Raw genomic sequence first — 13,695 nt, forward strand, 5'->3', positions numbered from 1 at the left:
CTGATGCTCGAAAATGCTCAGTGCGGGAATGGCCACAGGCGCAACTTGTCCTTGGCCAGGGTCCACAAACGCGCCAGGCCGTGCGGCTCGACGATCAGGAAGAAGATGATCAGTCCGCCGAAAACGATCAGCTCGAGGTTCGAGCCGAGGCCGGCCGGCAGGCTTCCCGCAAAAACCGAGTGCATGAAAACGTTGAGGAAGATCGGCAGCAGCACGATGAATGCGGCGCCCAGGAAGGAACCCAGAATCGAGCCCACGCCACCGATGATGATCATGAACAGGATCTTGAACGACAGGTCGAGGTTAAAACCTTCAGGCTCCACCGTCCCCAGATAAGTGTAGGCGTAGAGTGCGCCGGCCACACCGCAGTAGAACGACGACACCGCAAAGGCACTGAGCTTGGCGCGCATCGGGCGGATGCCGATCACCTCGGCTGCCACGTCCATGTCGCGCACCGCCATCCAGCGCCGACCTGTCGCAGACCTCACCAGATTCTTGGCCAGCAGCGCCAGCACGACGACGATGGCAAGCGTCAGCAGATACTTCAGGATCGGTGTATTGAAGGCGACGCCGAGGATATTCACTTCCTGTGCGGAGATGACGCCCGAGGACGAGTAGTTGGAGAACCACGAGAACTTCACCAGCGCCCAGACAATGAAGAACTGAGCCGCAAGCGTCGCCACCGCCAGATAGAAGCCCTTGATGCGCAGACTGGGCAGGCCAAACGCGACACCGACCAGTGCCGCACACAGACCGCCAAGGATCAGCGCCACGATGAAGGGCATGCCATCGATGCGCAGCATGAAGTTGTAGGCACCGAACGCACCAACCGCCATGAACGCGGCAGAGCCCAGCGACAGCTGTCCTGCATAGCCGGTGAGGATGTTGAGACCGATCGCGGCGAGCGAGAAGATCAGCACCGGAATCAGGATTGCCTGCAACCAGTACTCATTGGCAAACATCGGCACTGCAAGGAAGAAGATGGCGAGGATCACCATCATGCCGACCCTGTCCTGGCGGATCGGCAGGATCTGCTGATCCTCCTTGTAACTGGCCTTGAATTGGCCGGCTTCACGATAAAGCATGTGTTGTCTCCGAAAACCTTGTCGTTATGACAGCCTGCCTGGGCGCTTGCGGGCGCCGGCAGGCTTTCGCGGTCAGACCCTGTCGATGTGCTTCTCGCCGAACAGACCTTCCGGCCGCACCAGCAGGAAGAACAGCGCAAGCATGTAAGGGAACCAGCCCTCGATACCGCCGCCTACGAAGGGGCCGATATAGACTTCGGCCAGCTTCTCCGACGCGCCGATGATCAGACCGCCGACGATCGCCCCCGGCACCGACGTGAAACCGCCGAGGATCAGCACCGGCAAGGCCTTGAGCGCGGTGAAGGTGAGTGCAAACTGAACCCCGCTGCGAGCGCCCCAGATCAGGCCTGCGACCAGGGCAACAAAGCCCGCCACACCCCAGACGATTGCCCAGATGTGCTGCAGCGGAATACCGATCGACAAGGCGGCCTGGTGATCATCGGCCACGGCACGCAGGGCGCGTCCGACCTTGGTGTATTGGAAGAACAGTGCCAGTGCCGCCACCAGGATGCCCGCCAGAGCTGCCGCGAAGACGTCGAACTTGGACACGATCATGTCCGCGCTGTCGAGAATCCATTCAATCGGCTCGTCGGTGATGCCGAGGTCCAGGGCACGTACGTTGGCTCCCCAGATCGCCTGGGCGATGCCCTCGACGAGAAAGGTGAGGCCGATGGTGGCCATGAACAGGGTGATGTGTGGCTGGTTTACCAGCGGCCGCAGCACCACTTTTTCGGTCAGGATGCCGAGCAGGATCATCGAGGCCAGCGCAAGGATGAAGGCGAGCCAGAACACCACCGCGCTGCCCTCTTCCAGTCCGGTCCAGCCGGGCAGCAACTCCTGAAAGCCGACAAAGGTAAGCGCGGCAAAGAACACCATCGCCCCCTGGGCAAAGTTGAACACGCCCGAGGCCTTGTAGATCAGCACGAAGCCGAGGGCAACGAGGGCGTAGAGCACCCCCGAGAGCAGTCCGCCGATCAGCACTTCGAAAAAGAAACCCATTGTTGTCTCCTTGTCCTTCTTGTTCTGGCGGGCTCAGTGCGAGGTGCCGAGGTAGGCCGCGATCACATCCGCGTTGTTCTTGACTTCGTCCGGAGGGCCATCGCCAATCTTCTTGCCGTAATCGAGCACCACGACGCGGTCGGAGATGTCCATCACCACGCCCATGTCGTGCTCGATCAGCACAATGGTGGTGCCGAACTGATCATTGACGTCGAGAATGAAGCGGCACATGTCCTGCTTTTCCTCGACGTTCATGCCGGCCATCGGCTCATCGAGCAACAGCAGCGTGGGCTCGGCTGCCAGTGCGCGGCCCAGCTCGACCCGCTTCTGCAGGCCATAGGGGAGGCGCCCAACCGGCGTTTTGCGGATGCTCTGGATTTCGAGGAAGTCGATGACTTCCTCGACCTTCCTGCGGTGCTCGATCTCCTCACGCTGGGCCCGACCCCAGAACAGCGCATGCTCGAGCAGGTTGCACTTCATCTTCAGATTGCGCCCGGTCATGATGTTGTCGAGCACACTCATGCCCTTGAACAGCGCGATGTTCTGGAAGGTGCGGGCAATGCCCTGCGCCGCAGCGGTGTGCGGATCCATCTTCTGCCGTGGCTCACCACGGAAGAGGATGTTGCCCTTCTGCGGATGGTAGACGCCATTCATCACGTTCAGCATCGAGCTCTTGCCTGCCCCGTTGGGGCCGATGATCGAGCGGATCTCGTGCTCTCTCACATCGAAACTGATATCGGTCAGCGCGTTCACCCCGCCGAAGCTCAGCGAGATGTGCTGCAGATCGAGAATCACTTCTCCGATCCGGCGACCGTCCCCAGTCGTAGCGTCCTGCGCCATGTCATTCATCATCATCCCTGTCTCCTCAAGCGGCCTGCTTCGCGGCCTGCGGCGTGAAGGTTTTCACCTCCTCGATGCGCAGGTCGGCACTGACCTTGCCGGTGCGACCGTCTTCGTACTTCACCTGGGTCTCGATGTACTGCGACTTCTTGCCGGCATAGAGGCCATCGACCAGCACCTGATAGCGCTCCGCCACGAAGTTGCGGCGTACCTTGCGCGTACGCGTCAGCTCGCCGTCGTCGGCATCGAGCTCCTTGTGCAGAATGAGGAAACGCTTGATCTGCGAGCCGCTCATCTTGGGATCGGCCGCGAGGTCGGCATTCACTGCCTCAATGCCCTCCCTGATCAGCTCGTACACCGCGTCCTGAGAGGCCAGATCGGTGTAGCCGGAATAGCCCATGCCTTTTCTTTCGGCCCAGTTGCCGACGGCTTCGAGGTCGATGTTGATGAAGGCGGTGACGAAATCGCGACCGTTGCCGAAGGTGACGGCTTCCTTGATGTGCTGGAAGAACTTGAGCTTGTTCTCGACGTAGTTCGGGGCAAACATCGAACCGTCGTTGAGCTTGCCCACGTCCTTGGCGCGATCGATGATCTTCAGATGGCCGTCTTCATCGAAGAAACCTGCATCGCCGGTCATGAAGTAGCCATCGGCATTGATCGACTCGGCCGTGGCATCAGGGCGCTTGTAATAGGTCTTGAGCAGCATCGGCCCCTTGACCAGAATCTCGCCGTTGTCGGCGAGCTTCACCTCGACGAAGGGTGCCGGCTTGCCGACGGAGTCGAGCTTGATCTCGCCGTCGGGCTGCAGACAGACATAGGCGCAGGTTTCGGTCTGGCCGTAGAGCTGCTTCAGGTTCACACCGATCGAACGATAGAAGCGGAAAAGGTCGGGGCCGATGGCTGCACCTGCGGTGTAGGCCACGCGGATGCGGCTGAAGCCGAGCACGTTCTTCAACGGACCGTACACCATCAGATTGCCGAGCCAGTACTGGAAGCGGTCGCCCGCGGAGACCTGCTTGCCGTCGAGGATGTCCGCACCGCAGCGGCGGGAGACTTCCATGAAGTGATGGAAGATCTTGCGCTTGAAAGCGCCCGCATCCTCCATCCGGATCATGACCTGGGTGAGCAGGTTCTCGAACACGCGCGGCGGGGCAAAGTAGTAAGTGGGCCCGATCTCGCGCAAGTCGGTCATCACCGTTTCGCCCGATTCCGGGCAGTTGATGGTGAAACCGGCCAGCATGGCCTGGGCAAACGAGAACAGGTGATCACCCACCCACGCCATCGGCAGGTAGGACAGGATGTCTTCCTGATCGGTCAGCTTGTCGAACTGCACACCGCCACGGGCGGCAGCAATGAAGGCGCCGTGGGTCTGACACACGCCCTTGGGCTTGCCGGTGGTCCCGGAGGTGTAGAGCATGATGGAGATGTCGTCCGACGCCCCCTTGGCCACTTCGCCATCGAGGAAGTCGCTCTGGTTGCGGTCGTGGATGCGACCCATCTCCTGCAACTCGTCCAGCCCCATCAGCAGGGTCTGGGTGTAGTGACGCATGCCGCGCGCATCGTCGTAGATCACGCGCTCGAGCAGCGGCACCTCGGGCTGGATCTCGAGCATTTTGTCGACCTGCTCCTGATCCTCGACCACCGCGAAGCGGATCTCGGCATCCTGGAGCACGTAGGCCATTTCCTGTGCCACCGCATCCTGGTAAAGCATCACGGGAATACCGCCGAGGCACTGGCAGGCTGCGACCGACCAGTACAGACGCGGACGGTTGTCGCCGATGATGGCAAGACGGTCGCCACGCTTGAAACCGAGCTCGGCGAGACCGCAGGCAATCGCCCTGACACTCTCTGCCACTTGCGCCCAGGTGTAGGTTTGCCAGATGCCATACGCCTTTTCCCGCATCGCCGGCCGGTTCGGCCTGAGCTTTGCGTGCTGCATCAGCAGCCGTGGAAACGTGTCGAGCCCCGTCTGCCCGTGAGTATCGGACATGCCCATCCTCCTTCGGTTGATCCTGCCTGTCTCCGCACCCGGAATTCGCAGCGTTTCCGCTTGCCCGGATGTGGCGCACTGTTGGCGCCTTGGTCTTTTGTCAGGTCTTAGTGTCGCAGGGCATGTTTGCGCAACTGTTTGCGCAATGTACTGAATTGTTGCAGTTGGCAGAAATCTGCATTCACATGAAGCGCGCCGCGAAAACTGGTGCAGGTTTGGCTGAATAATTACGCGAAAGGCAGGTTGTGCACACTGCAAACGAATTGCTACGCGTAAAACAGTATCAGCAGTTCAGACCCAGCAGACGGGCTGTTCTTGCAGCCATGACACCGCTCCTGTGTGCGGGCACCACGAGCCGTAGAGCCGCCGGCTTGTCGCCCCCCACGACCTCGTCTGAGGCGTGCCACTCGATCCGTCCGGCGTTACCGGCGCACGATACGTTGTCGTCCCGAGACCGTCTCCGGTATGCGTCAGAAGAGCCAGTCCAAGCACCTGGGCGCTGTATCGAATCATGTTGATCTCGCGCGCGTAATCCACAGCGCCGTCCTGATACAGCACCCGCGCTGATCCAAATGGAAACCCGGCAAACCAGTCACCTGCGGCGGGCTGGGGGAAGGCATCAAGCCGGGCCGAGTCATCCCTCAGCATTGACGGGGGAACAGGGTCTATCGTCTCAGACCCGGAGAAAGACACCCCGCCAAAGCTACCTGACCACGATGCTGTGACCGTATTGAACGCAGGAGAAAGCCCCCACTGCTCGGTCGCAGACATCGACGCACTGCCAGACTCCGACCAGACCTCTACACCATCAACAGTCAGAGACGCCGACACCGACGCAGTCGCCGACCGCGAGCGCTCGGCCACAGTCGGGAACGACGAAAGCAGCACGGGCGCGGTCATCTCCAGCCACCGCGAGCGCTCCATAGACAGCTTGCACTCAGACCAGCCGCCACCAGGCTTTGCCATGATCGAGACGATGCTCGACCTCGATCCCGACGCGCTGCGATTGTGGGTGCGGGGATGAACCGAGAACCCGTAATACGGCTCGGTCACCCCCGGAGGCGGATACGGATCACCCGGGTTTTCGATGTATGCCATGCTCGACGTGCCGCCGTTCCAATACACCTCGACGACGCCATACTGGAGCCCATCCGTCAGCCCGTCGGTATCCCATGCATCGCCGGTCGCGATGATCGTCTGAGCCCGGGTGCGCAGCACCGACAGCGACACGGACGCAGCACCACCGAGGCCGGTTATCGACAGTTCAAGCCAGCCCAGCGCGTAGTGAACATGGTTATCGATCACTGGCGATCCGGGGGCCATCGCTGTGCGCGGGGTCGGGTGCAGCATGAATGCCGCAGCCTGGCCCTGTGGCTGCACTGCCCACAGCGACACCCAGCCCTGAGTCTGACTGACACCGCCGAACGTCGCATCTGGCGTCGCCTGGCCGACGTCAGACAGAGATACCGAATACGTGTAGATCTCTGCGGGTCGGCCGAAATCCCCGAACCGCTCCAGCGTCACAGAGAACAGCAGACCGGATGCCCACGTCTGGTATGCGGTGGTCAGCGAGCCGGTTTTAACCAGCCACCGGTCGCCCGCGCTATCAATATAGATCCAGCCATCCAGCGGCACGCCGTAGAGCTGCATGCGACTTCCTGACAGCATCGCGACGTCGCGCCACTGGTGGCCATGCGATGCGTAGATGGCGTCCTGCAGCGGCGTGCTCGACAGCGTTGGCGCGGAGGGGTGACGCACCATGTGCGTCGCCCCGGCGAGATCCGGCCACGCGCCGAACGGCTGCGGGTACGTAATAGCGGCCCCGGTCGGGAGCGTGAGCGAGCCACCGGTGACAAGGCCATGGTAGGGCGACCCGAACACGCCAAGCTTTGCCAGCGGGTGCTGCGGGAGGATGCCGCCTTTATCCATCAGACTGGATCATCAAAAGTTGCAGGAGTCCCGCCGACAAGATCGACGGACTTGATCGGCCCCGCATAGACGACCAGCAGCCCGTCAGACGACACAGCCACGGGACGCTCTGTCCAATACTGCCGCAGCGTGTAGTCGGACTCCTCGAACACCAGCGTTGCGCCGGCCGTCGCGGCTGACGACGGGCGGCCGGTAGAACGCTGGCCTGGGCGGCCACCCTGGGCCGGGGCGGGGTCAAATGCCTTCCAGCCTTTCTGCTCATCCTTGAGCTTGTCGAGCGCTTCCTTGAATGTTCTCGACGACATATCAGGCCTCGATATACGCGTTGGTCGTGAGACTGAGATCGGAATACAGCCCCTCAGCCAGCGAACCGCGCAGCGTTCGGACATAGACCCGCACGCTGTTTGCAGCGCCGCCCGACAGAGTGGTTCCAATCACGAGCGGCGCACCGGCCACCGCAGAGTCGAGCCCGCTATAGGAAAGCGCCAGCTTGATGGCAGTGGCAGCAATACCGCCTCCAGCAGCATCCACCACGCTGACCTCGATCGCATCCACGCCGGGATCGGACGCGGCCTGCAGCGTCGTGCCAATGTCAGGCGAGCCGAACACCACAAACCGGTCTGCGCTCGCGCCATCGGTAGCCACTGCGGCCCCGCCTGCAGCCAGCGCCGTCAGGCCATCATCAGAATAAAACGCCCAGTTTCCAGCCATCAGAGCATCTCCAGTATGTCAGTCGGCACATCCACGGCGAACGACTTGCTCGCCTCAAGCGTGCGGGGGTCACGATCTTCAGCCGCGAGCGCCGGCGAAAGTACTTCGAACTTGTCGGGATAGTAGTTGTATGCAGGATCGGCGCCGCCCTCGTAGTTTGTGCAGAAGCCGATCATTGTTGCGTCGTCAAACGGAGGCGCACCGAACCGATTTCCGATAAACGTGCCGATCTCGAAAGAAAATGCGCTCAGCGGCGGGGTGTAGTTATCGACGGGGGCAAAAGGCAGTGCCCACGATGGCTGCGCCGCGCTTGCGTTGCCCGGCAACCCGACAGCCAGCGTCAGCTCAGACGCCGCGCGGCCTGTGGCCACGTTGAGGGTGTGAATAATCTCGTCGACATCGCCAGATGCCCGCAGCGTGTAGTGCTCGACCGTCACACGCGTGTCGAGCCAGATATCAGGCCGACACGGGATCGTGAACGTCACCGAGCCTGATCTAGACGCTGAATAGAGCGACACCCACGCCCTATCGAGCAGGGTGAGCAATACCTGGTCGCGCGCCGCGTCGTCGTATCCCGCAGGCTTCCAGTCCAGTGTTGCATCGCCCACGCCGGATGCGCCCGGAATCGCCGGCTCCACGCTAGGGTCTGATCCCCAGTTTGGCTGGTCGAACGTCGCTTCGAGCGTGGCTCCAATCTCCTCCGCTACCGCCGTCCCGAGTTGCGACTCAAGACCGCCCCACACGACCGACAGCGACCAGTCCTCTGTGATTGTCTGCTGCCACTGCGTCGAGTAGCGACCACGGACAGACAGGACAAACTCCGCCGCATCCTGACCATCGATCGTGTAGAAACCATCTGTCACCGTGGGGCCAATCAGATAACTACGTGCGACCGGATGCTCAATCTGAAGCGACCCCTCGAGCGCCCATCCAGCGGGGGACGACAGCGCGCCCTCGACCATCGAGATCTTCAACCAGCTTACGCCCGGATAGTTCAGCGTGGCCGTCTTGCGCGGGCGATACAGCCACATGTCCTGCGCGTAATATGCCTCGACGCCGCGCCAGCGCAGGCGCGTGAATCGGTACTGCATGCGCACATCCACACGCGTGCGCAGCGATGATCGACTCGGCAGCGACACGGACACCGATCCGCCATCAACATCCGCCGTCCGTACAGTCACCATGCGAGACGTGTCACGCCACGGAAGGATGCGCGGTTGCTGCCACACGTCGAGTGCCCACGATGCGGGCACCGACTTGATGCGCTCACCCAAGTACGCGAAGTTGTCCTCCGGTTCTCCGGAGACTGCGACGTGGAAGCGCCCGCCAACCATCCCAGCGATCGCATCGCGCGACGTGTTTGCCCAGATCTCCTGCGCCTGGTCGTGACACGTGCAAGTGATTTTCCCTGTCAGCAAATCAACAGAAGGCGTCTCAACCACGCCGGTAAACATGCGCTGCATATTCACCCCGCCCACTTGCGAGAAGGCGATCACGACCGGGCGGCCGATCAGGTCAAGTGGCTGCATGGTTGATGCCGGAAGCAGTGTGAACGTTGCGACAGCAGCGGCATTCCGGAGCCTGCGGACAGTGATCTCGCCCTCGATGCGGGCAGACACATCAACCCCATCGAGATGCACCACATGCTCCCACTCGCCAGAGGGCGCCGCGGCCCACGATGCCGCGCCATTCAATCCGCCCAAAACAGCGCCATCTACCACACGCACCGGCCATTGCAGCGTCGATACCGCCGGCGTAGCCACGCGCACGGGCCATGCGAGCGTTACTCGCCGCTCCACGGCAGCGGTCACCGTTACCGGCCACGACAGCGTTGCGACATTCGGCAGTGCTGCGCTTCCAGACGGCCCCGCGGCAATTGCTACTGCACCGATCGATGATGCGCCGATGGTCATCGATTACATCCTGATCGCGCCGATCATCACGCCGGACCACCGCCAATCCTGTCCGGCCACGCCCGTGCAGGCGACTTGCACCTTGTCCGGCGCCGCTGCCGTGATTGTGGCGCTGACAGTGACGCCAGACGTTTTGCCGACCTCTGTCACTGTCGGCGTTCCGACGATCTCGGCATTGCCGGATGCCACGCGCCGCACGCATGCCGTGATCTCAGCCGCGTATGCCGCGGCGTCGCTGTCGCGGCTCCCTACAACCAGGGCGCGCACGACGATCGTGCTGTAGGCAGGGATCTGCAGCGGGTCACCCCATCCGCGCGCGCCCTCGAGGGGCAAGGTCTCGAGCCCGCTGGTTTCGTTCTGCCCGGACCATCGAAAAGACCAGCCGAACGCCTCTTGATACGTCGAGAATGTCTCCGATCGCACTCCGACTGCGACTCCGCCCTCGTGCTGCGTCAGCGCCTGCATGCCGATCGCCACTGCGTTCTCGCCCTGCACATCTCCACCCAGGCACGCGATCGAATTCACGCCGCTGGCCTGCGACTGCGCCTGCCGGTTGATCACCGGCATCGCACTACCTGGAATCACAAGTGCAATGGCCACCGTACCGGAGAACTCACCCGAAAACCCAGAACTGCGGGTGAGCGCAAAGAGCCGCGTCAGCGAGCTGCCGTCGTAGGACGCGATTCCGACCTCGAATTGCGTACCGTCGGCATTTACTGCTCGATAGTAGACCTCCGACCCGGTGCCGACGTCGTACCCGAACGCGTTGCGACCACTCAGCGCCCCCGTGAGCGTAAATACCTCTGATGCGTAGGTCGCGGTTTCCTCGACCATATCTCTGTAGATCATCACACCTCCTCAGCTTGCAAATCCCACCCCGAGATGCACTCCTGCGCATCGAATCGCTCGGTCGGCCCATCACTCAGCACCGTCAGCAGTGGGTAGTAGTAGACGAGATACGCCGATGCGCCCGCAATCACGTCCAGCGTCGCCACGTCACCCGCTACAGACACGGGCGTCGCGCGCAGCTTGCGGCCATCGTCGACGACCGCCAGTGCATACGGGGCCGCGTCGGATCGGCGCGCCGCAGGCAATGTGATGACTGGGCTCACGGATTGAATTGATCGCGGCTCCACGCACCCGAGTACGACCGGCAGATCCCAGTTGATCGCGGCGGTACCGGGCGGGATCAGCCCCGACGCACTCAGCGTGGTTGCCAGCTTGCGCCAGCGGGCCTGACGAATTGCCGTGCCGGCCCCCAAGCGCATTGTCGAAAACCCGCCGATGGGCGAGTACTCCTGCACGATCTTTCCAACCGCATGCGCTGGCAGCACAAGGCCGTTGATCGTCAGATCCGGTTGTTTGCGTGACATCAACGCCTCCCCACCTGCAGCGCAGCCAGCTGCAGCTGCTGTTGCAGATCGTCATGCACTTCCTGGCTCGTCTGGATTGGATACTTCCCCACACCAGGTATCACCAGTGTCGAGCCCACTAACGGCCGCTGAGATGCTGCTAGGGAAGCAGCAACAGCTGGCATCGAAACCCCGGCCAGCGCGGACGAGGCGCCGCCAATCTCGCCCCCATACGCATACCGCGGCACACGGCGCTGCAGCAGGTCGCGCATGAAGTCCGCCCCGTAGTGCTGCACTGTGGGGATATCCACCACCCACTCCCCAGGCGTGCCCATGTACAACTGGTTGTCGCTGCGGATGCCCTTTGCGATGCCGGGAAGCGGGCCGCCGTAGGCGCGGGCGGGGATGTCCGCCGTTGTCACCGTAGCGCCATCCGGCACCGTCCCTTTCTGCACGACGGTCACCGTCACCGTCTTGTCCTTGATCTCGTTTATCTGGGCCTGCAGCGCAGTGATCGTGGCCTGTGCCTCGGCGGTGTCCGCGTCGATCTTCACTTGCTTGATCTTCTGCAGCTCGGCCTCGATCTCGCGGATCTTCGCCAGCTGGGCGTCAGCGGTCTGTTCGAACTCAGCCTGCTCCTGCTGCTTGATCTTGGCCTGTGCCTCGATCGCGGCCTTTTCCGTCGCGCCGATCTGCTCGAGCATGCGCGCGGCGGTGCCATCGTCCTGCACCTTTCCGGCGTACTCAGCAGCCTCCTTCGACAGGTCCAGCGCCTTCTGTGCGTATGCCTGCGCCTCTTTCGCCCGGCCGTCGATTGCTGCGTTCTGAGCGAACGTGGCCTGGGTGGAAGCGGCGTCTGTCAGTTCGGTAGCACGGCTGGTGTTTTTCGCCTCCGCCTCATCCGGGGTCAGGCTCTTGTCGCGACGGTCTTGCGCCTGCTTGCTGCGGCTGCTCTGGGCATCTGCAGCCTTCTGCAACAGTGCCGCGGCGTCATCTCCGGCTTTCTGAGCACCTTGCCGCGCAGCCTCCCATGCTTTCAGCAGCGCGTCGCGCAATGTCTCGGCGTTCTTGATCTGCGCCTTGGTGCGCTCGCTGTCCGCCTGCTCGATGGTCTTGTTCGTCTCGACGATCTCACCCGCGGCCAGCTTTGCCAGGCGAACACGCTCTGAAGCCAAATTCGCCTCCAGCGCCTTCAGGCGATCGACCTGCTGCTTGGCTTCACTTTCTTCCCGTGCCGCTGCCGCCTGGCGCTCGCGCTCTGGGGCTGCGTCGAGCTGGCGATCGATTCGGGCTGAGAACTGAGGGCGCATCAGGATAGCGGCGGTATCCTCTGCAACCGCGTCATATATCGCCTTCGCTTCCTTAAAGTTTAGTTTCGCGGCCTCGACTGCAGCAGCAGAGTAGCCCCCGATCTTCACGCCGATCACTTCTACTACCCGCGCAACACCGTCGAGAATATCGACCATGAACGCAACAGCACGCGCACCCCGGGTGGCCCACGTTTCAAGCCCGCCACCGTCGACCAGCTTGCCCTGCTCTTTGTACGACTCCAAAAAGGCTTGCGCCAGAAGATCAAGCGCCGGCACCGCTGCCATGCCGATCTCTTGCGATACACCGCGCATTGCCGTCTGCAGCCGCACCAGGTCGTCGTTAAACTGCGCAGCCTTGGCTGCGGCCTCGGCGGAGATGGTCTTGCCGAAGCGGTCCGACTCGTCCGCCAACTGCTTCAGCCCCTCGCGCCCGTTGTTGAGCGTCGGGATCAGCGCCAGCCCGGAGCGCGAGAACAGATCCACCGCCAGCGCGGTTTTCTCGGCACCGTCGGGCATGGACTTGAACCGCTCCGCGATGTCGTAGAACACTTCATCGACACCGCGCAGGCTACCGTCCGCGTTCTTGATCGAGATCCCCAGCGCCTTGAACATCGCGCTGCTGTCCTTGCCGCCCTCCGCAGCGTCCTGCATGCGCTCGGACAGCCCCTTGAACCCCATCTCAAGGTCGGCATTGGTCGCGTCGGACAGGCTCGCCGCATACGCCAGGCGCGACAGCGATTCGGTGCTGATACCGGTGCGCTGGCTCAACTTGCCCATCTCGTCCGCTGCGGTTGCCGCCGATGTGGCCACGGCCACCAGACCGCCCGCGATGCCTACACCGCCGATCCCGAGGAACCCGGCCAGCTTGCCCAGCCCTGCGCCCAGCGACGACACGGCCCCACCGAGGCCCGACATCGAGCCGCGCAGCTTGGCAAACGTCCCGTCGGCCTTAGCTGCCGGCGCCTCCATTGCGCGGATCTCTGCCGCCAACTTCTTGAACTGCGGACCGGCCTTGCCGCCTTCGTTCGCCAGCCGATCCAGCTCGGACGCCAGCTGGCCGACAAGCTCGGCCTTGGGCGTTTCGGTGGTGATCTTCAGGGCAATCTTGCGGTCGGTCATGAGCGGGTCACTTCTTTTTCAGGGCATGCACGGCGGCCAGGTAGGTGCGCCAGGGGTAGTGCCATGCGGTGGCATGGCCGCTGCAGATCAGATGAGCGACGCTGTTTTCGAGGCTTTCGAGTTGCTGCTCGGCTGATTGCGCCCCGCCTCGAGGCGCCCGAGCATGGCGAAAAAATGCGCGTTGATCGCTTTCACACGGTCCCACAGGTGCGCCAGCTCGCTCGGTGTGTAGGCCTCGGCCCCATCCGGGTTCAGGTCTGTGAAGTGGGCCAGGTCAGCCACGCTGCCCTGCTCGAGCAGCGCGGCCGACATCCAGTCGGTGGTGGGGTTCTCGGCGGCGTGCACGAGCCACTGGCGCAGCTGCGCCAGTGTCAGCTCGTGGATCTCGACATAGCGGGTGGTGTCGCCCTTCTCGAACGGCACCACTTCATGCGCTGCGATCTGCAT

Annotated in this window: 12 protein-coding genes; all 12 read right to left on the reverse strand. The window is 62.6% G+C overall.

Annotated elements, in window-relative coordinates; all coding sequences use genetic code 11:
• Nucleotides 1-17 precede the first annotated feature (17 nt).
• The 12 genes from CEW87_RS03865 to CEW87_RS03920 all read right to left on the reverse strand — a co-directional run bounded on the left by CEW87_RS03865 (nucleotide 18) and on the right by CEW87_RS03920 (nucleotide 13,695).
• Nucleotides 18-1,085, reverse strand: coding sequence for a branched-chain amino acid ABC transporter permease (locus CEW87_RS03865; protein ID WP_108971529.1), 1,068 nt, complete (start codon nucleotides 1,083-1,085; stop codon nucleotides 18-20).
• Between the two features lie 72 nt (nucleotides 1,086-1,157).
• Nucleotides 1,158-2,084, reverse strand: coding sequence for a branched-chain amino acid ABC transporter permease (locus CEW87_RS03870; RefSeq protein ID WP_108971530.1), 927 nt, complete (start codon nucleotides 2,082-2,084; stop codon nucleotides 1,158-1,160).
• A gap of 33 nt (nucleotides 2,085-2,117) precedes the next feature.
• On the reverse strand, nucleotides 2,118-2,939 hold the full coding sequence (locus CEW87_RS03875) for an ABC transporter ATP-binding protein (protein WP_108971531.1): 822 nt from the start codon (nucleotides 2,937-2,939) through the stop codon (nucleotides 2,118-2,120).
• A gap of 10 nt (nucleotides 2,940-2,949) precedes the next feature.
• Nucleotides 2,950-4,914, reverse strand: coding sequence for an AMP-dependent synthetase/ligase (locus CEW87_RS03880; RefSeq protein WP_199917111.1), 1,965 nt, complete (start codon nucleotides 4,912-4,914; stop codon nucleotides 2,950-2,952).
• Nucleotides 4,915-5,205: 291 nt separating this feature from the next.
• Nucleotides 5,206-6,843: a hypothetical protein gene (locus tag CEW87_RS03885; protein WP_108971533.1), complete on the reverse strand. Its 1,638-nt coding sequence runs from the start codon at nucleotides 6,841-6,843 to the stop codon at nucleotides 5,206-5,208.
• Complete coding sequence (locus tag CEW87_RS03890) at nucleotides 6,843-7,148, reverse strand: hypothetical protein (protein ID WP_108971534.1); 306 nt, start codon at nucleotides 7,146-7,148, stop codon at nucleotides 6,843-6,845. Before CEW87_RS03890 ends, CEW87_RS03885 begins: the two co-directional genes overlap by 1 nt.
• Before the next feature lies 1 nt (nucleotide 7,149).
• Entirely contained in the window at nucleotides 7,150-7,554 is a 405-nt protein-coding gene (locus CEW87_RS03895; RefSeq protein ID WP_108971535.1) for a hypothetical protein, read from the reverse strand.
• Nucleotides 7,554-9,467 (reverse strand): hypothetical protein, encoded by a 1,914-nt coding sequence (locus tag CEW87_RS03900; protein WP_108971536.1) that lies wholly within the window; start codon nucleotides 9,465-9,467, stop codon nucleotides 7,554-7,556. The genes CEW87_RS03895 and CEW87_RS03900 overlap by 1 nt, the downstream gene beginning before the upstream one ends.
• Before the next feature lie 3 nt (nucleotides 9,468-9,470).
• Nucleotides 9,471-10,316, reverse strand: coding sequence for a hypothetical protein (locus CEW87_RS03905; RefSeq protein WP_108971537.1), 846 nt, complete (start codon nucleotides 10,314-10,316; stop codon nucleotides 9,471-9,473).
• Nucleotides 10,316-10,840 (reverse strand): hypothetical protein, encoded by a 525-nt coding sequence (locus CEW87_RS03910; RefSeq protein ID WP_108971538.1) that lies wholly within the window; start codon nucleotides 10,838-10,840, stop codon nucleotides 10,316-10,318. Before CEW87_RS03910 ends, CEW87_RS03905 begins: the two co-directional genes overlap by 1 nt.
• Entirely contained in the window at nucleotides 10,840-13,248 is a 2,409-nt protein-coding gene (locus CEW87_RS03915; RefSeq protein ID WP_108971539.1) for a hypothetical protein, read from the reverse strand. Before CEW87_RS03915 ends, CEW87_RS03910 begins: the two co-directional genes overlap by 1 nt.
• Before the next feature lie 87 nt (nucleotides 13,249-13,335).
• A complete protein-coding gene (locus CEW87_RS03920) occupies nucleotides 13,336-13,695 on the reverse strand; it encodes a hypothetical protein (RefSeq protein WP_108971540.1) in 360 nt (119 codons plus the stop codon).

The sequence above is a fragment of the Parazoarcus communis genome (assembly GCF_003111665.1).
In the GTDB taxonomy this organism is placed as follows: Bacteria; Pseudomonadota; Gammaproteobacteria; order Burkholderiales; family Rhodocyclaceae; genus Parazoarcus; species Parazoarcus communis_B.

Excerpts from the sequence above, each read along its gene's own strand:
- CEW87_RS03900 (WP_108971536.1), bottom strand. The coding sequence starts at position 9,467 with ATGACCATCGGCGCATCATCGATCGGTGCAGTAGCAATTGCCGCGGGG.
- CEW87_RS03870 (WP_108971530.1), bottom strand. The coding sequence starts at position 2,084 with ATGGGTTTCTTTTTCGAAGTGCTGATCGGCGGACTGCTCTCGGGGGTG.
- CEW87_RS03885 (WP_108971533.1), bottom strand. The coding sequence starts at position 6,843 with ATGGATAAAGGCGGCATCCTCCCGCAGCACCCGCTGGCAAAGCTTGGC.
- CEW87_RS03910 (WP_108971538.1), bottom strand. The coding sequence starts at position 10,840 with ATGTCACGCAAACAACCGGATCTGACGATCAACGGCCTTGTGCTGCCA.
- CEW87_RS03920 (WP_108971540.1), bottom strand. The coding sequence starts at position 13,695 with ATGCAGATCGCAGCGCATGAAGTGGTGCCGTTCGAGAAGGGCGACACC.
- CEW87_RS03890 (WP_108971534.1), bottom strand. The coding sequence starts at position 7,148 with ATGTCGTCGAGAACATTCAAGGAAGCGCTCGACAAGCTCAAGGATGAG.
- CEW87_RS03880 (WP_199917111.1), bottom strand. The coding sequence starts at position 4,914 with ATGTCCGATACTCACGGGCAGACGGGGCTCGACACGTTTCCACGGCTG.
- CEW87_RS03905 (WP_108971537.1), bottom strand. The coding sequence starts at position 10,316 with ATGATCTACAGAGATATGGTCGAGGAAACCGCGACCTACGCATCAGAG.
- CEW87_RS03895 (WP_108971535.1), bottom strand. The coding sequence starts at position 7,554 with ATGGCTGGAAACTGGGCGTTTTATTCTGATGATGGCCTGACGGCGCTG.
- CEW87_RS03865 (WP_108971529.1), bottom strand. The coding sequence starts at position 1,085 with ATGCTTTATCGTGAAGCCGGCCAATTCAAGGCCAGTTACAAGGAGGAT.
- CEW87_RS03875 (WP_108971531.1), bottom strand. The coding sequence starts at position 2,939 with ATGATGATGAATGACATGGCGCAGGACGCTACGACTGGGGACGGTCGC.
- CEW87_RS03915 (WP_108971539.1), bottom strand. The coding sequence starts at position 13,248 with ATGACCGACCGCAAGATTGCCCTGAAGATCACCACCGAAACGCCCAAG.